The organism is Acidimicrobiia bacterium (assembly GCA_036271555.1).
Classification (GTDB): Bacteria; Actinomycetota; Acidimicrobiia; order IMCC26256; family PALSA-610; genus DATBAK01.
In genome coordinates, this window is the sequence record DATBAK010000037.1 from 44,172 (window position 1) to 60,595 (window position 16,424).

The following is a 16,424-nucleotide window of genomic DNA, read 5'->3' on the forward strand; positions in this document are numbered from 1 at the left end:
CGCCACGAGCCGTGACCCTAGCCAGGGTGCTGTGCGATCGCGGTGTTCGGTTTACCTCACCGAACGACCGCGATCGCGCGCTGCAGCTCGACGATGTCGAACACGCGGCGCACGATGCCGTGCGCGCCGCAGAGCATGACGTCCGTCCGGTTGCGCGCGACGTGCGAGCGCACGCGCAGGAACGCGTTCACGCCCGCAGCGTCGCAGAACCGAAGGTCGTCGAGGTGGAGCTCGAGCAACGCGACCGTTGGTTCGAGTGTGCGCGCGACGTCGGCGAGAAGCGCATCGGCGGTGCCCGCGTCGAGCTCGCCGAGGAGCCGGCAGTGCGTCACGATTCCCTTGCTCGTGAAGACGAGCTCGAGGGAGGTGACCTCGTCGCCGTCGACCTGATCGCGGTGGTGAGTCGGGTTCGGCGTGCAGTCGGGGCGCACGACTGCAGTGAAACACCGACCCGAGACCCCTCGATACCCCCGAACGGGGGTATCGACGCACCGAGTCGGGGTAGAGGATCCGGTCGTGGTCGCCACTCCCGTCCGTATCGCCGTCGTCAACGACTACGAGATCGTCGTCGCGGGACTCGCCGCGCTCCTTCGACAATTCCCCGAGCAGCTGAACGTCGTCGAGCAGCTCGTGATCGGCGAGCCGCTGCTCGAGCCGGTCGATGTCGCGCTGTACGACACGTACGGGCGCGTCGGCATCGCCACTCCCGCGCTCCGCGCGTTGCGGGACACGCCCAATGTGCATCACGTCGCGATGTTCTCGTTGGATCTCGGACCCGATCTCATCGCCGAAGGCCGCAGTGCCGGTGCCGACGGGTTCATCTCCAAGGCGCTTCCGGCCGACGACATCGCGCGCGCGTTGGTCCGCGTCGCGCGCGGCGAGCTGGTCGTCGCCGCGCCGACGACACCGCGCGCACCGAGCGCGACCCTCGACTGGCCCGCGAAGGACGCGGGGCTGACCGAGCGCGAGAGTCAGGTGCTCGTGCTCGCGGCGGAGGGTCTCTCGAACCGCGAGATCGCGGCCGCGCTCTACCTCGGCGCCGAGACCGTCAAGGCGCACCTGCGCCAGATCTTCCGCAAGCTCGACGTGCGCAACCGGGTCGAAGCCACGAACTACGTGCGCACCGCGGTCAGCTTCCGTCACCGCATGACCGCGCCGTTGTCCGAGATCGACTGAGCCACGTAGGGTGCCGGCATGCCCCTCGTCGACGACCTGCTCGCGAACACCGGTACGTACGTCGGCATCGACGCCGTTGTCGGCTTCGACGAGCGCGGTGCGGCGCGCATCGTCGTCACCGCGCTGCCGGGCGATAGTGGTGTGCAGCTCGACTACGAGATCCTCAACCCCGCGCATCCCGACCGTGTGCGCGGTCACATCGAGCACACGATCATCGGTCGCACGCACGACGGCGGCGCCGTGATGGTGATCGGTCACCCGCACGCGAGCTCGGTCGCGGTGCTGCGCGAGACCGACCCCGGAGTCTTCGAGGTCGGCGCGGAAGGATCACCGTTCCCGATGCGCGTCGAGCTGTCGGTGCCCGAATCGGGCCGTCTCCGGCACTCGTGGTGGTACGGCCGCCCCGGCGGCGTCGCCGAGGAACGCGACGTCTCCGAACTGACGCTCGTCGGCTGAGCCTGCTTGGTCGCGCTCGCTCCGCTCGCCGCTCCTGACGCGGGATGGGAGCGGCATCGCAGGATCCGCGTCGCACCGGTGCTCCTTCCGGACCCATTCTCAGGTCGGAGCTAGCCTGCGCGGTCCCACGAACGCAGGAGCAATCGATGCCCGAAGCCGTGATCGTCGCCACCGGCCGGACGCCCATCGGGCGCGCCAACAAGGGATCGCTGGTCGAGTGCCGGCCCGACGACCTCAGTGCGCTCGTCATCAGGGCCGTGCTCGACAAGGTGCCTGCAGTCGCCGACTCCATCGAGGACGTCATCTGGGGCTGCGGCCAGCCCGCGGGCGAGGCGGGCACGAACGTGGCACGCGTCGCGGCGCTTCTCGCCGGGCTCGACGCGCCGGGTGTCACCGTGAACCGCTACTGCTCCTCGTCGTTGCAGACGATTCGCATGGCCGCGCACGCGATCCGTGCCGGTGAGGGCGACGCGTTCGTCGCCGGTGGCGTCGAGACCGTGAGCCGGTTCCAGTTCGGTGCCGCCGACACCGGTCCGCCCAACCCGAAGTTCGAGGCCGCGCACGCGCGTACCAAGGAGCGCGAGGCGGGCGGCGCGCCGACGTGGGAGTCCAACGGTCGCCTCCCCGACGTCTACATCGCGATGGGTCAGACCGCGGAGAACGTGCGCGAGATCACCGGCGTGACGCGCGCGGAGATGGACGAGTTCGCGCTGCGCTCGCAGCAGCGTGCGGTCCAGTCGCAGGAGCGCGGCTTCTTCGAGCGCGAGATCATCCCGGTGCGGTTGGCCGATGGCAGCGTCGTGTCGAAGGACGACGGCCCGCGCGCCGACACCACGCTCGAGAAGCTGGCGTCGCTCAAGCCGGTGTTCCGCCCCGACGGTGAGGTCACCGCGGGCAACTCCTGCCCGCTCAACGACGGTGCGGCCGCGGTCGTCGTCATGAGCGACACGAAGGCCAAGGCGCTCGGCATCACGCCGATCGCCCGCATCGTCGCGAGCGGCGTGAGCGCGCTCGACCCCGAGATCATGGGTCTCGGTCCGATCGGCGCGTGCCAGCAGGTGCTCGCACGCGCGTCGATGACGATCGACCAGATCGACCTGGTCGAGATCAACGAGGCGTTCGCGGCGCAGGTCGTGCCCTCGGCGAAGGAGCTCGGCATCCCCTACGACAAGCTCAACGTGAACGGCGGCGCGATCGCGCTCGGTCACCCGTTCGGCATGACCGGCGCGCGCATCATGACCACGCTGCTCAACGGCCTCGAAGACGCGAACAAGACGTTCGGCCTCGAGAGCATGTGTGTCGGCGGCGGTCAGGGCATGGCGATGATCGTCGAGCGCCTCGCGTAGCTAGCGCATCCAGTCGCGCAGCCAGTCGGCGCGACCCGCGACGAACTCGTCGAGTCCCGGGCGTCGGAGATTCAAGCCGAGGTTCAAGATGCTCAGCCGACGCACGCCGGTGAGCTCGTGCACGACGGCGTCGTCGGCGGGCCACGAACGGATGTGCTCGTAACCGCGGCGCAGCGCGGCGATGCGCTCGGCCGCGAACGGGCGCAGCCCGAGCGTCGTCAGCGCGAACGCGATGTCCTGCACCTCGAAACCCCAGAGCAGGTCCTGGAAGTCGATCGGCGTGAGCCGGCTGCGCCACACGAGGATGTTGTTCGGGTGGAAGTCGCCGTGCAGCAGGTGCGGTGGGTGCGGCGGATCGGCCCACAGCGCGTCGACGGCCACCTGCGCGCGGTCGAACGCCTCGGCGAACAACGTGCCGTACCGCTCGTCGACGCGTGGGATGCGGTCGGGGAGCCGGAAGACCGTGACCGTGTCGCCGGTGATCACGGGCTGGCGCCGTCCGCCGTCGAAGGTCGTGCCGTGCTCGTGCAATCGCGCGAGCAGTTCGCCCGCGCTCGTCATCGACGCGGTGTCGATCGCGTCCCAGAGCCGTCGCCCGCGTACCCACTCGAACAGGACGCAGCGCCGCGTCCCGGGCACTCCGTCGACTTCGACATCGGTGACGAACGCGCCCTCGCGATTCGCGATCGGAAGCGGCGGGCGGAGATCGGTCTCGGCGCGCAGCGCGACGAGCCACGCGGTCTCGACTGCTTCGGTCTCGTCGGTGTGGATGCGCTCGTGCGCACCGACGCGCAACGCGAACGTACGGCCGTCGGCGTCGACGCGGAAGAGGGTGTTGAACGACTCCTTCAAGAGGGTGATGCGCGCGTCCTCGAGCCCGTAGTGCTCGAGTGCGACGCGTGCGAGCCCGCGCAGCCGGGTGGTCTGGCCGCGCGGCGTCAACGCTTCGAACGGCTGCATCGCCGCCGATCGTCGCGCGTTCAGCTCGGCGGGCGCAGATGGGTCTCGGTGACGAGCCCAACGGCCTGCGTGTGGAGCTGTTGCGCTCGCGACACCATGATCCCGTGGTCGGCGCGCAGCCGGGCCATGCCCGCGTTGTGACCGGTGTAGGAGACCGGCTGGCGGATCATCCAGAGGATGCCCTCGGCGGCGACTTCCGATGGCTCCCAGTCGGGATGGTCGCCGGGCAGGTTCGCGACGAAGCCCTCGGACGCGACGGGGACGTCGATGCGGAACGTGTTCACGTTGATGTTGTCGGCGCGCAGCTGCACCGCGAGGTCGACGGTCAGATGCTCGAGCGCGCTCTTCGCCATCCCGTACGCCATCAGCCCCGGGAAGTAGTTGAGCGCCGCGACCGACGACACGTTCACGATGCAGCCCGACTTGCGCGCGCGCATCGACGGGAGCGCGGCCTGGATCGCGATCAACGGCGCGCGCAGGTCGACGGCGAAGACGAGGTCGAAGCGCTTCATCGGCAGGTCGACGTCGCCGGGGAACGTGATCGCGGCGTTGTTCACGAGGATGTCGACGGGGCCGAGCTGTTCCGTCGCGGTTGCGACCATCTGCTCGACCTCGTCGTCCTTCGCGAGGTTCGTCGGCACGGCGATCGCGGTGCCGCCCGCGGCGCGGATGCGACCGACGGTCTCGTCGATCGTGCCCGGCGTCGGCATCGGCGTGGCGTCCGTCGCGCGCGCCGCGCACGCGACCGCGCAACCTTCGGACGCGAGCGCGACCGCGGTCGCGGCACCGACGCCGCGGCTCGCACCGGTGACGATCGCGACCTTTCCCTGCAGCTCCATGGCGCAGGACCCTACGCGGGCGCGCCGAGGCTCGGCAGTTCCTGCTCGAGCGTGAGGTTCGGCGCGTAGAGGTCGCCGAGCGCCTCGACGCGCGCGAGCGCGTCGGCCGCCTCGAACGTGAGCGACGGGCCGTCGCCGGAGTCGTGCACCGCTTCGATCTCGGACCACGCCACCGGTGTCGACACCCACGGCCGCGGCCGGATGCGCAACGAGTAGGGCGCGACCGTGGTCTTGGCGCGGTCGTTCTGACTCCAGTCGACGAAGACGCGGCCGCGCCGGTGCTCCTTCGCCATCACCGTCGTCACCCGCTTCGCGTCGCGCGATTCGAGCAGTTGTCCGAGCGCGAGCGAGAACGACTTCGTCGCGTCGTCGGTGACGCCGGGCGTGTTGAGCGGCACCGACAGGTGCAGGCCCTTCGACCCCGACGTCTTCACGACCGCCTCGAGCCCGAGCTGCGCGAGCAACGCCCGCAGGTCGAGCGCCACGCGCGCGCAGTCGACGATCGTCGCGGGCGCTCCGGGGTCGAGGTCGATGACCATCGCGGTCGGTCGCGTGAGGTCGTCGACGGTCGCCTGGTAGCAGTGGAGCTCGAGCGCGGCGAGGTTCGCGACCCAGACGAGCGCCGCGAGCGAGTCGACCAGACAGCCCTCGAATCCGACGTGATGGTCGTATCTACCGATCGTCGCCGTTTTCACCCATTTCGGACGATGGCTCGGCGCGCGCTTCTCGAAGAACACCTCGCCGCCCGGGCCGTCGGGTGCCCGCACGAGGGTCGGTACCCGGCCCCGCAGATGAGGGAGCAGGACCGGTGCGATGCGGCGGTAGTAGTCGAGGACGTCGGCCTTCCGGAAGCCGGTCTCGGGGTACAGGACCTTGTCGAGATTCGACAGGGCGAGCCGGTGCCCGCCGATCTCCACCTGGACTGTGCTTTCTGGTCGCACTCGCTTCGCTCGTCGCTCCTGACGCCTCAGTCCCCGGGTCGGGCGGGCCGCACCCGACCCGCCCGTTCTGGCGGGCCGCACCGCGACCCGCCCGTTCTGGCGGGCTCGCGATGACTCTGACCTGCGAGAACGGTCGAACCCGTAGAATGACACGGTTCAGCGAGCAACGGAGGTGTCGGCGTGCCGAATGCGATCTGGAGCGGCTCGGTCGGATTCGGGCTCGTGCAGGTGCCCGTCCGGCTGATGACCGCGACCCGCAACCGTGACGTCTCGTTCAACCAGCTCGAGGAAGGCACCGGCGCGCGCATCCGCTACCGGAAGGTCTCGGATGCGACCGGTGAAGAGGTCACGGCCGACCGCATCGTCAAGGGCTACGAGATCTCGAAGGGGCACTACGTCGTCATCGAGGCCGACGAGCTCGCGTCGCTCGCGCCCAAGGCCAGCCACACGATCGACATCGAGGAGTTCGTCGACCTCGCCGAGATCGACCCCGTCTTCTTCGAGCAGCCGTACTACCTCGTGCCCGACGAGAAGGGGAAGAAGGCGTACCGCCTCCTCGTCGAGGCGATGAGCGAGTTGCAGAAGGTCGCGATCGGTCGCATCGTGATCCGAGCCAAGGAGCGCCTGGTCGCGATCCGCCCACTCGACGGGCTGCTGTGCGTCGAGACGATGCGCTACTCCGACGAGGTCGTCGACCGCGACGGCCTCGCCCCCGACGACGTCGAGGTCGGCGACAAAGAGATCCAGATGGCGCGCCAGCTCATCGAGTCGCTCGCGGTCGATCAGTTCGACGCCGAGAAGTTCAAGGACGAGTACCGCGAGCAGGTCCTCGACCTCGTGGAGCGCAAGGCCGCGGGCGAGGAGATCGTCGCGACCACGCCGACCGAGGCGCCCGCGAAGGTGCTCGACCTCGTGGCTGCGCTCGAGGCGAGCCTCGAGAAGGCCGCCGGCGCGCGCGGCCGCCACCCGAGCACCGGTGGTATCGGCGCGGCCGATTCGGCCGACGGCGCGGACGCGAAGGCGGCCAAGCCCGCGAAAGCGGTGAAGGCCGTGAAGGCGTCGAAGGCCACGAAGAAGGCGCCGGCGACCAAGGCCCCCGCGAAGAAGGCGCCGGCGCGCGCCCGCAAGAGCGCCTGAACGGTTCCGCGGAGCCGTCGCCCGGCTTCCACCGCCGCGACGTTGCGACCGTGAGTGCCGTGGAGAGATAACGGATGTCGCATTGTGGAGGGCACGCTCATGACGCGCGCCGGGCCGGGCGCTCGACGCGGCGCAGGCCGCGGCGATCGGCAAGGGCGAGCACCCGGGCGCCCGGCCCGGCGTGGTCGTCGGCCAGATGGCCGCATCCGGCACAGACCGGCTCGTCGTGCTCGATCGGCGCTCGGTAGCTCGGACAGGGCTCGAAGCCGCCGGCGAGATGAGTCATCGGAACCTCCTGGGCTGGGTCGGCGCAGTGAACCAGGAGGGTGCGACAGTGAAGCGACGAGCGGCCGCCGATCAAACCGCGACCTGGACGCTCTTGCCGTCCTTCCACTCGCGCAGCACCAGGTAGGGGCCCTTGAGCGCGGCGTGCTCGTACACGCCGAAGCCCATGATCGTGCCCGCGTGACCGCTGGTCGCCGGGAGCAGCTTCACGCGCCGCAGTCCCTCGGCGATGCCCTCACGCGTGAGGTGATCGCACCGCGCGATCGCCTCGCCGACGAGCCGGCCCATGTCGTACGCGCCGCAGCCGACGGGGCTCAACGCGGCGCGCGGCGAGCGCTCGCGGAGCGCGTCGCGCAACGGGTTGTCGTCGGCGATCGTGTCGATGTACTCCCAACCGCGGTAGCCGTCACGCCAGTCGGGGCGCGCGTAGCCGAACATCAGCGCCGAGTTCGAGAGCACCGGCACGTCCCACTCGAGCTCCGCGAGCGCGAGTGCCACCGCGCGCGACGACACACCGAGACCGAAGTACACGAGCGCGCTCGGCGCGCCCTCGCGGAGACGGGCGACGACGTCGACGAGCTGCTCGGTGAGCGGTGAGATCGTCGCCGAGCCGGTGACGTCGAGACCGAGCCGGCCGCGCGCGGCCTCGAACGCCTCCGCGTAGCGACGACCGACGGGGGACTGATCGCTGATCACCGCGCAGCTGCGCAGCCCGCGGTCGACGAGTCGCTGCGCGAGCATCGGTGGCTCTTCCTCGAGCGAGCCGATCTGGTAGTGGAACATGAGCTCGCTGCGCGTGCGCTCGCCGCCGGTGTAGTTGATGGCGGGCAGGCCCGCGGCGTCGCAGAGCGGAGCGACGATCAGCGCGTTATCGGAGATCGACGGACCCACCATCACGAGCGCGCCCGATTGCTCGATCTCGGCGAAGCCCTGCTTCATCTCGTGCTCGCTGCCCGACGGCAGGCCGCGCACGTGGCTGCTCACGAAGTCGACCGCGCGGTCGAGCCGACCGGTCGCGGCGACATCGTCGAGTCCGAGGCGCAGCGCCGCTTCGAACCCGGCGCCCCCGTCGCCTTGGGGGAAGTCGTAGAGCAGTCCGATGAGGATGGGAGTCGGCGCGTGATCCATGGCCGAAAAGTAGCGTGCCGCCCGTGAAGAACGAGGCGCAGACCGCAGGCGCGGACATCCGCACACGCAGACGGCGCCGTCCGGCTCGAGGGCCGGAGGTCGGAGCCGCATGAATGCGGACGCGATGCGCGCGCTGGTGCGCCGGCACATCGGCGAGGGCTTCAATCGCGGCGACTGGACCGTGTGCGAGACCACGCTCGCCGACGACTACACCGCGTTCTACGGCGCCGACGGTGAGGCGAACGTCGGACGCGAGCACTATGTCCGCGTCTGCCGCTTCCTGCGCAAGTCGTTCCCCGACGTCGCGATCACGATCGAGGACCTCGTCGTCGAGCGCTCGACGATCGTGATGCGCTACATCGAGCGGGGCACGCTCACGGGTCGACCGTTCCTCGACATCGAGCCCGCGGGTCAGCAGTACGCGAAGCCGGGCACGACGCTCTACCAGGTGGAACGGGGACGGCTGGCGCGCTCGTGGGGAGTCGAGGACACGCTCGGCTGGTTCCGTCAGCTGGGCAAGTACGAATGAGCAACCACGATCGGTTCGGCGCGTGGCGTGCCGCCGTGGTGCAGCGCGCGTGGCACGGCGCCGTGCGGTACGGCGCGATCGGTCCGCAGCAACGCGCGGCGCGAGAGTTCCAACGGTTCGGCGCCGGCAGCATGATCAGCTTCCCGCCGACCGTGATCTTCGGTGAGGGTCGCATCGCGATCGGCGAGGGTACGTCGATCGGACCGCTCGCCTCGCTGAGCGCGGGCATGCCCGTGCACGCGGGTCGGCGCGGCGATCCGATCATCACGATCGGCGACCGCTGCACGCTCGGCAAGGGCATCGGCATCGTCGGCCACGAGCGCATCGAGCTCGGTGACGACATCTGGACCGGGCACTTCGTCTACATCACCGATCAGAACCACGGTTACGAGGACGTGGCGCAGCCGATCGGCACGCAGATGTGGAACGACGCGCCGGTCGTGATCGGCTCGGGCTCGTGGCTCGGCCACGGCTGCGTGATCCTGCCGGGCGTGACGATCGGCGAGCACGTCGCGGTCGCCGCGGGTGCGGTCGTGACGAGCGCCGTGCCTGCGTTCAGCGTCGTCGCGGGCGTGCCCGCGCGCGTCATCCGCCGCTACGTCGACGGCGAATGGGTGCGCGCGGACTGACGCGCGGCGCCGCGACGCGACCCGCGACGCCGCCGGTTACTTGCTCGGCTTCGGATAGGTCGGTGGCTGCATCTCCGCGGGCACGGTCGTGAAGTTCGTGATCGTGTCGGCCGAATCGAAGAACTTGATCGGATCCGTCGGCAGGTGGCCGGGGAGGAAGCGGCGGCCGCTGTCGATGTAGCGGTAGGCGCCGGTGCCGGTGGTGCCGGTCTCGTCGGCGACGCCCTTGGCCGTCGGGTCGTACCAAATGAGGTTGAGGTTGTCGAGGCCGCCGAAGTCGGTGCCGCCCGGCCACAGGCCATGGTTCCCGTAGGAGAAGATCGCGCGCAGGCCGTTGGCGGATTCGGGCGCGACCGGCTGGTCCTCGAGGCCCGCGCTGAAGTTCGCGACGGTGAGGTGCGGGCCCGCGAGCTGGAGCCCCGTGAACATCACGTCGACGTCGCCCTCGACGATCCCGGTCGTGTTGAGGTCCGGCGGCGGCGTCCCGAAGTACCACTCGTGCAGCTGGTAGTCGTCGTGCTGCGTCTCGGGGAACTGCGCGCCGACGATGCCGATGCCGAACGCGTGCTTCCACTGCGTCTGGTCGTATCCCCGCGCGAACACGTCGGTGTCGGCGTACACGGTGCCCGAGATGATCCACTCGGGGAAGTAGTGCTGCTTCGTGGCCTCGGCCGTGAAGTACTTGGGCAGCAGCGGGTCACCGCTGAAGATCACGCTCGTCGCACCCGAGCTCTTCAGCTTCGTGATGATCGTGCGCGCGTCGTCCTGCGCGGTCGTGAGGTTCAGGAAGTACGACACGTGCGTCGTGAGCGGCGTGCCCTGCGCCTTCATGCTGTTGGAGAACGAGTCCCAGATCGGCTTGAACTGCCCGTCGGGCGTGTCGTAGCTGAGCAGCGCGAACTTGCGCGTCGTGTGCTGGAAGCTCGAGTCGCCCGCGTAGACCGCGTCCTTGCCGGCGAGTTGCTTCTTGATGAGCTCGAGCGTGTCGTCGGCGGGCTGGTCGGCGGTCGGTCCCGCCCCGAACAGTCCGGGGTGCTGCTCGTAGAACGAGTGCGGCTGCGCGATGAGGCAGTTGCCGATGCACATGACGCCGCGGTTCGTGAGCTCGTCGGCGAAGGCGTTGGTCTGCGTCGGACCGTTCAGCACCGCGAACGCGTGCAGCTCGGTCGCGGCCTTGATCGCGTCGGCGCGCGCCGCGGTCGCGTCGGTCGCGGTGCCGGTGCCGTGGAGCAGCTCGAGGTTGATCTTGCGGCCGTAGAGCTCGTGCGTCGCCGCGAAGATCTTGATGTAGTCGCGTACGCCCTGCACCTGTTGATCGGGACTGTCGTACGCGCCGACGGAGCGCGTGAGCGCGTCGGTCTGCGGGTCGGGCTTCGCCACGTAGAAGACGATGTTGATCGACGTCGACGAGACGCCGGGCGCGGTCGCGCCGCCGTTGGCGCCGTGGAACGCGGGCACACACGGCGCGGCCTGGAGGATCGGGATCGCGACCTTCCCCGTCTTCGGATCGCACGTCGACTGCCACGTGTAGCTCGATGTGGTGCTCGCGTCCTTCGCGGCCGCGTACGTGATCGGCAACTCCGACTTCGAGCCGCCGCGGTTGGACGACTTCGTGTTGTCGTCCGACTTGTTGCTCTTGCGGCCGCCGAGGAAGACCGCGACGAGCACGATCACCACCGCGATCGCGAGGAACGGCGCGTAGCGCTTCAGCGCGTTCGAGCGGCGGACGGGAGGTGGCGGTGCCTGCATGTGGATCTCCCTGCTCGGTTCGAATCAGATCGGGGTCGAGGACGCGGCGGGTTGCGCCGTGCCGTTGCCGCTGGCGCTGCCGCTGCGGCTGATCGCGGCTTCGGTGGTACCGAGGTACGACGCGACGACGCGCGGGTCGTGCACGACGTCGGCAGGTGCGCCGGTCGTGACGACCTCGCCGAGCTCGAGCGCGACGATGCGGTCGGCGATCGACAGCAACAAGGGCACGTCGTGCTCGATCACGAGGAGGCTCGCGCCGGTCTCGTTGCGGATGCGCAGCAGCAGCGGGCCGAGCGCCTCGGCCTCGCGCTGCGCGATGCCCGACGACGGTTCGTCGAGCAGCAGCACCGTTGGCTCGTGCGCGAGCACGCACGCGAGGTCGACGACGCGCCGGCTGCCGGTCGACAGCTCACGCGTGAGCTTGTCGCGGAAGTCGGTGATGCCGAGCAACTCGAGCAGCTGCTCGACGCGCTCGCGCACGTGCAGCTCCGAGTCGGTGACCGACGGGAGGTGCAACGCGGCGGCGATCGGATCGCGGACTTCGACGCGGCGCTCGAGCGCGACCGCGATCGTCTCCGCGACGGTGAGCGCGGGAAAGAGGCGGCCGTCCTGGAACGAACGTCCGAGACCGAGTCGCGCGCGTGCCGCCGCACCGAGCCGCGTGACGTCGCGCACGCCCGCGCCGGAGCCGTCGTCGAACCCGATCGTGCCCGCGTCGGCCGGGAGGAAGCCCGAGACGACGTCGAACAGCGTGGTCTTGCCCGCGCCGTTCGGGCCGAGGAAGCCCACGATCTCGCCGCCACCGACGTCGACGGTCACGTCGGTCAGCGCGTGCAGCCCGCCGAAGCGCTTCCCGACGCCGATGAGCGCGAGGCGCGTCGGTCCCACCGTCACGGCGGGCGCGACCGGCGCGTCCGCGCGCTCACTCGCCGCGCCGTTCGGCGCGCTCACCGTCGCGGCGCCCTCGAGGAACACGGACCGCAGCACGTCGGGCCGGTCGAGCAGCTCCGCGGTCGGGCCGTGGAAGCGGATCTCGCCCTTCTCCATGAAGTACGCGGTTTCGGCGAGCGTGAGCGCGAGGTTCACCGACTGCTCGACGAGGATGATCGTCGTCCCGTTGGCGCGGATCTCGTGCACGATCGGCAGCAGCTGCTCGACGACCGCGGGCGCGAGCCCGAGCGAGAGCTCGTCGATCATCAGCAGCCGCGGCCGCGTCACGAACGCCATGCCGAGCGTGAGCATCTGCTGCTGACCCCCGGACAGGTTCCCGGCCGGTTCCTCGAGCCGCTCGCGCAACACGGGGAAGAGCGAGAGCACGTGCTCGACGCCTTCGCGCGTGCGCACGTGGTCGCGCCGGTGCAGCCAGCCCGCGAGCCGCAGGTTCTCGTTGACGGTGAGCGACGGGAACACGCCCGCGCCGCCCGGCACCTGCACGACTCCGCGCCCCGCGACCTCGTTGGGAGGCGCGTACGTCATGTCGCGTCCGTCGAACACGATCGCACCGTTGGTCGCCTCGACGACACCGGAGATCGATTTCAACAACGTCGACTTGCCCGCGCCGTTCGTGCCGAGCAGCGCGACGATCTCGCCCTCGTCGATCTCGAAGTTGACGCCGAACAGCACCTGCACGCCGTCGTACGCGACGTCGAGATTGCGCACGAGCAGCAGTTTGGCGAGCCCCTGCTTGCGCAGGTACGCGACCTCGGCCTGCGCGGCCGTCGACGTCCACACGCGGTTGATGTCGGACTTCACGTAGAGCGACGCGGACGCGATCGTCCACGCGCCGATGAGGAAGATCGGGCCGACGAAGAGCAGGCCTTGGCGGATGCCCCAGTGATTCGAGATGTAGCCGACGACCTCGAGCGTGAGCACGCCGGGCACGACGAACAGCGACGACATCGAATAGCCGAGTGATCGCACCTTCGGCGGGATGCAGAGGCTCAGCGACGCGTAGATGCCCGGTGCGAGCAGCGACACGACACCGCCGATGAAGACGTTCAACACGATCGCGACCCAGAGCACGGGCGTGAGCGCGAACACGGTGAACGCGGCGGCGACGATCACGCCGACGACCGCGAGCAGGCGCAGGCCGAGCCCGGGATCGGTGAGCATCATGCGACTCGCGAGCGGGATGCCGAGCATGAGCCCGATCGCGGCCGCGGGCTCGGTGCCCGCGTTGATGAAGCCCCGAGCGCGCTCGTCGAGGTGGTAGATCTCCTGGTAGTAGAGCGACGTGAGGGTCACGAGCCCGACGATCGACGCCGCGAGGAACGGCAGCGAGTACCAGATCCGTCGCAGCGTGCGCACTTGCCAGAGGATGCGCACCGACTCCGCGAACGACGGTGGAACTTCGTCGGTCGCGATCGTCTCCGCGCTCGCGCCGGCGGCTTCGCGCTCCCAGTGACCGCGCAGCGGCTCGTGCAGCTTGAACGCGAGCACCGCGAACACCAGTGTCGGGAACGCGAACACGACGAACGGTGTGCGCCAGCCGAAGTAGTAGCCGAGCAGGCCGCCGCCGAACGCGCCGATCGCGGAGCCGACGGCGGTACCGATGCGATGGAAGCCGAAGACGTCGGTGCGCTTCTCGATCGGGTAGTAGTCGGCGAGCAGCGAGTTGTGTGTCGGCGTGACGACGGCCTTCCCGACGCCCGAGCCGCTGCGCATGATCCACAGCAACCAGATCGTCGTCGCAGCTCCGGTCGCGAGGCCGAACACCGCCCACACGAACGCGCCGGCGATCGCGATCGACACGCGGTGCAGCCGGTCGGAGAAGTAGGCGAGCGGCACTTCGAGCAGCAGTCCGCCGAGGAGCGTGAGCGCGATGAGCGTGAGGACGCCTTGGTCCGACAGGTGGAACGCGTCGCGGATGTCGGGCACGAGCACCGCGAGCGCGGAGCGATCGAGCTCGGCCGCCGCGTTCAGGCCGAAGAGCACGATCAGTGGGTAGACACGTTCGGCGCCGGTCAGCTCCGCGAAGTAGCGCTTGGGCGTGCGCGGCTTGTGCAGCCGCACCGTGCCGATGTCGAGGCCGAGGATCTTCACCGCGCCGGCTCCGTGAGCTCCGGCTCCGATTCCGGCTTCGATTCCGACGCCGATGGTTGCGCGGAGACCGTGGGGATCTCGGGCGCGGCCGTCGCGACCATCGTGTCGGCAACGAGGCTCGGCACGCGGATGCCGCGCCGCCGCGCGAACCAGCGCAGACCCTCGTCGCGCAGGTCGCCGAACGCGCCACCGAGCCCGCCCGGGAGCAGCATGAGCACGAGCAGCATGCCCGCTCCGGTCGCGAGGAACGACCACTCCGACGGCAGGAACCAGTTGATGCCCTGCACGTAGATCGCGCCAGCGATCGCGCCCGACATCGAGCCGAGACCGCCGACGACGACCATCGAGAAGACGGTGAGCGCGGCGGCAGGTTGGAAGTTGGCGAGGTCGAGCGCGCGCTGCTGGTGCACGAACAGCGCGCCGGCGACACCCGAGATGAACCCCGACACCGCGAACGCGATGACCACGGCGCGGCGCGCGTCGATGCCGTACGACTCCGCGGCCCGCTCGTTCTCGCGCGTGCCGATGAGCACGCGTCCCGTACGGCTCGTGCGCAAACCGCGTACCGCGACGAGCGTCAGCCCGAGCATCACGAGGATCAGGACGTAGAAGCGCGTCTCGCTCCCGACCGCGATCGCGCCGAACACGCGCGTGCGCTCGATCCGGCCCTTCGGCAACCACGACGAGAAGAACTGCGGGTTCAGGAGATAGCTCGACGTGACGAGCGCGAGCGCGAGGGTCGTGACCGCAAACGAGAGCCCGCGGGCGCGCAGCGTCGGCAATCCGACGACCGTCATCACGACCGCACCGACGCAGCCACCCGCGAGCATCACGAGCGACATGTCCCAGTGGTATCGGGTCGTGAGCGAACCCGCGACCGCGGCCGCGATGCCGACGACCGCGACCTGTCCCAGGCTCACCTGGCCGGCCCAACCCGTGAGCACGACGAGCGAGATGCCGATCATCGCGAAGATGCCGATCGTGCCCGCGAGCAGCACGCGGCTCTCACCCATGAACAGCGGGACCGCCGCGAGCCCGAACAGCGCCAGCAAACCGAGCACCCACTGCGCGGCGACGACCTCGCGTACGCCGCGCAATTCGTTCGGGATCGGCCGCGTCTCGCGCGTCGCCTGCCAGGTCGAGACGTCGTCGGCGCCGACGCGGTTGCGACTCCGGTCCCGTGCGAAGAGCACGGCGACCACGATGATGAGGGCGATGACCGCGTCGCGGTAGCCGTCCTGGTTCCACGCGAACTTCACGCTCTGGTCGACGACGCCGAGCCCGATCGCGGCGCCGACGATCGTCGGCATCTTCTCCATGCGCCCGATCACCGCCGCGCCCAGCGCGGGCAGCAGGATCTCCGGTCCGAGCACCTGGCCGATGCTCACGCCGACGACGCCGGCGCGCAGGAACAGCCCGACGAACGCGAGGACCGCCGAGATCATCCACACGATCGTGTGCAGGCGCTTCACCGGGACTCCGAGCAGCAGCGCGCGGCTCGCGCTCTCCGCGCTGCCGCGCAGGCCGATGCCGATCGCGCTGAAGCGCATGAACCACGCGAGCGCGAGCAGCACGAGCGGCGCGACGACGAAGACCGCGACGTCGTTGCCGTTGAACGCGACCTGCCCGAACGTGAAGTCGACGTGAACGGGCGGGCTGTATTGCGGCGACGACAGGTTGCCGAACCAACCGGGCATGAAGAACGAGAAGCCGACGAGCACCTGCGTGATCCCGATCGTCGCGACCGTGAGGATCAGGCGCGGCGCGGTGAAGAAGCGGCGGACGAAGATCAGCTCGACGAGCGCGCCGAGCACCGCGGCCGAGAGCAGGCCGACCGGCATCGCGAACCAATAGCTCCAGCCCTTGGCGAGGATGAGGAGCGACGCGAGCAGCGACGGCACGATGCCGAGGTCGGCCTGCGCGAAGTTGATGATGCGGTTGGCGCGGAACGTGAGGGCGAGGCCGACTGCGATGAGCGACGACAGGAGCCCGAGCTCCGCGCCGTTGAGCGTGACGCCCCACGGCACGTGCCGCCAGAGCAGCCGCGAGCCGACGACGAGAACGAGGAACGGCGCGGCGGCCACGAGCGCGCGTCGCACCCCGCCGTCACGGGAGAGGTCGAGCGCGAGAAAACCGTGTTCGCGTTGGCGCGTTGCTGTGTCGCCGGTGTCGTGCAGCTGCGGCTCCCCCCGAAGCACGTTCACCCT

At 69.8% G+C, this 16,424-nt stretch carries 15 protein-coding genes; 6 read left to right on the forward strand and 9 right to left on the reverse strand.

Annotation, left to right across the window (positions count from 1 at the left end):
- Nucleotides 1-56 precede the first annotated feature (56 nt).
- Entirely contained in the window at nucleotides 57-431 is a 375-nt protein-coding gene (locus VH914_10255) for an STAS domain-containing protein (protein HEX4491576.1), read from the reverse strand.
- A gap of 85 nt (nucleotides 432-516) precedes the next feature.
- Between VH914_10255 and VH914_10260 the strand changes: the two genes are divergently transcribed.
- The 3 genes from VH914_10260 (at nucleotide 517) to VH914_10270 (ending at nucleotide 2,978) form a co-directional block, all read left to right on the forward strand.
- Complete coding sequence (locus VH914_10260) at nucleotides 517-1,176, forward strand: response regulator transcription factor (protein HEX4491577.1); 660 nt, start codon at nucleotides 517-519, stop codon at nucleotides 1,174-1,176.
- An 18-nt stretch (nucleotides 1,177-1,194) separates the two neighbouring features.
- Nucleotides 1,195-1,632, forward strand: a complete 438-nt coding sequence (locus tag VH914_10265) for a hypothetical protein (protein HEX4491578.1) — start codon at nucleotides 1,195-1,197, stop codon at nucleotides 1,630-1,632.
- A gap of 146 nt (nucleotides 1,633-1,778) precedes the next feature.
- Nucleotides 1,779-2,978: an acetyl-CoA C-acetyltransferase gene (locus tag VH914_10270; protein HEX4491579.1), complete on the forward strand. Its 1,200-nt coding sequence runs from the start codon at nucleotides 1,779-1,781 to the stop codon at nucleotides 2,976-2,978.
- Here VH914_10270 and VH914_10275 read toward each other — a convergent pair whose 3' ends face one another.
- From VH914_10275 to ligD, 3 genes are read right to left on the reverse strand one after another with little or no spacing between them, the layout of a single operon-like run.
- On the reverse strand, nucleotides 2,979-3,938 hold the full coding sequence (locus VH914_10275) for a phosphotransferase (GenBank protein HEX4491580.1): 960 nt from the start codon (nucleotides 3,936-3,938) through the stop codon (nucleotides 2,979-2,981).
- A gap of 20 nt (nucleotides 3,939-3,958) precedes the next feature.
- Nucleotides 3,959-4,777, reverse strand: coding sequence for an SDR family NAD(P)-dependent oxidoreductase (locus VH914_10280; protein ID HEX4491581.1), 819 nt, complete (start codon nucleotides 4,775-4,777; stop codon nucleotides 3,959-3,961).
- Between the two features lie 11 nt (nucleotides 4,778-4,788).
- Nucleotides 4,789-5,694 (reverse strand): non-homologous end-joining DNA ligase, encoded by a 906-nt coding sequence (gene ligD, locus VH914_10285; GenBank protein HEX4491582.1) that lies wholly within the window; start codon nucleotides 5,692-5,694, stop codon nucleotides 4,789-4,791.
- 204 nt (nucleotides 5,695-5,898) lie between these two features.
- Between ligD and VH914_10290 the strand changes: the two genes are divergently transcribed.
- Entirely contained in the window at nucleotides 5,899-6,855 is a 957-nt protein-coding gene (locus VH914_10290; protein ID HEX4491583.1) for a Ku protein, read from the forward strand.
- A 97-nt stretch (nucleotides 6,856-6,952) separates the two neighbouring features.
- On the opposite strand, the gene VH914_10295 is transcribed toward VH914_10290, so the two are convergent.
- Together VH914_10295 and VH914_10300 are read right to left on the reverse strand one after the other, a co-directional pair.
- Nucleotides 6,953-7,141, reverse strand: a complete 189-nt coding sequence (locus VH914_10295) for a hypothetical protein (GenBank protein HEX4491584.1) — start codon at nucleotides 7,139-7,141, stop codon at nucleotides 6,953-6,955.
- A gap of 71 nt (nucleotides 7,142-7,212) precedes the next feature.
- On the reverse strand, nucleotides 7,213-8,268 hold the full coding sequence (locus VH914_10300; protein HEX4491585.1) for an ABC transporter substrate-binding protein: 1,056 nt from the start codon (nucleotides 8,266-8,268) through the stop codon (nucleotides 7,213-7,215).
- Between the two features lie 109 nt (nucleotides 8,269-8,377).
- Here VH914_10300 and VH914_10305 point away from each other — a divergent pair, with 109 nt between their 5' ends.
- Nucleotides 8,378-8,797, forward strand: coding sequence for an ester cyclase (locus tag VH914_10305; GenBank protein ID HEX4491586.1), 420 nt, complete (start codon nucleotides 8,378-8,380; stop codon nucleotides 8,795-8,797).
- Complete coding sequence (locus tag VH914_10310; protein ID HEX4491587.1) at nucleotides 8,794-9,426, forward strand: acyltransferase; 633 nt, start codon at nucleotides 8,794-8,796, stop codon at nucleotides 9,424-9,426. The genes VH914_10305 and VH914_10310 overlap by 4 nt, the downstream gene beginning before the upstream one ends.
- Before the next feature lie 36 nt (nucleotides 9,427-9,462).
- Here VH914_10310 and VH914_10315 read toward each other — a convergent pair whose 3' ends face one another.
- The 3 genes from VH914_10315 to VH914_10325 are packed head-to-tail and all read right to left on the reverse strand — an operon-like array spanning nucleotide 9,463 to nucleotide 16,421.
- Nucleotides 9,463-11,175 carry a hypothetical protein gene (locus VH914_10315; protein ID HEX4491588.1) on the reverse strand — a complete coding sequence of 571 codons (1,713 nt, stop codon included), beginning with the start codon at nucleotides 11,173-11,175 and terminating at the stop codon, nucleotides 9,463-9,465.
- Between the two features lie 24 nt (nucleotides 11,176-11,199).
- The gene (locus VH914_10320; GenBank protein ID HEX4491589.1) at nucleotides 11,200-14,217 is read right to left on the reverse strand and encodes an MFS transporter; all 3,018 of its coding nucleotides are present in this window, start codon (nucleotides 14,215-14,217) and stop codon (nucleotides 11,200-11,202) included.
- Nucleotides 14,214-16,421 (reverse strand): ABC transporter permease, encoded by a 2,208-nt coding sequence (locus VH914_10325; protein HEX4491590.1) that lies wholly within the window; start codon nucleotides 16,419-16,421, stop codon nucleotides 14,214-14,216. The genes VH914_10320 and VH914_10325 overlap by 4 nt, the downstream gene beginning before the upstream one ends.
- Between the last annotated feature and the right edge of the window lie 3 nt (nucleotides 16,422-16,424).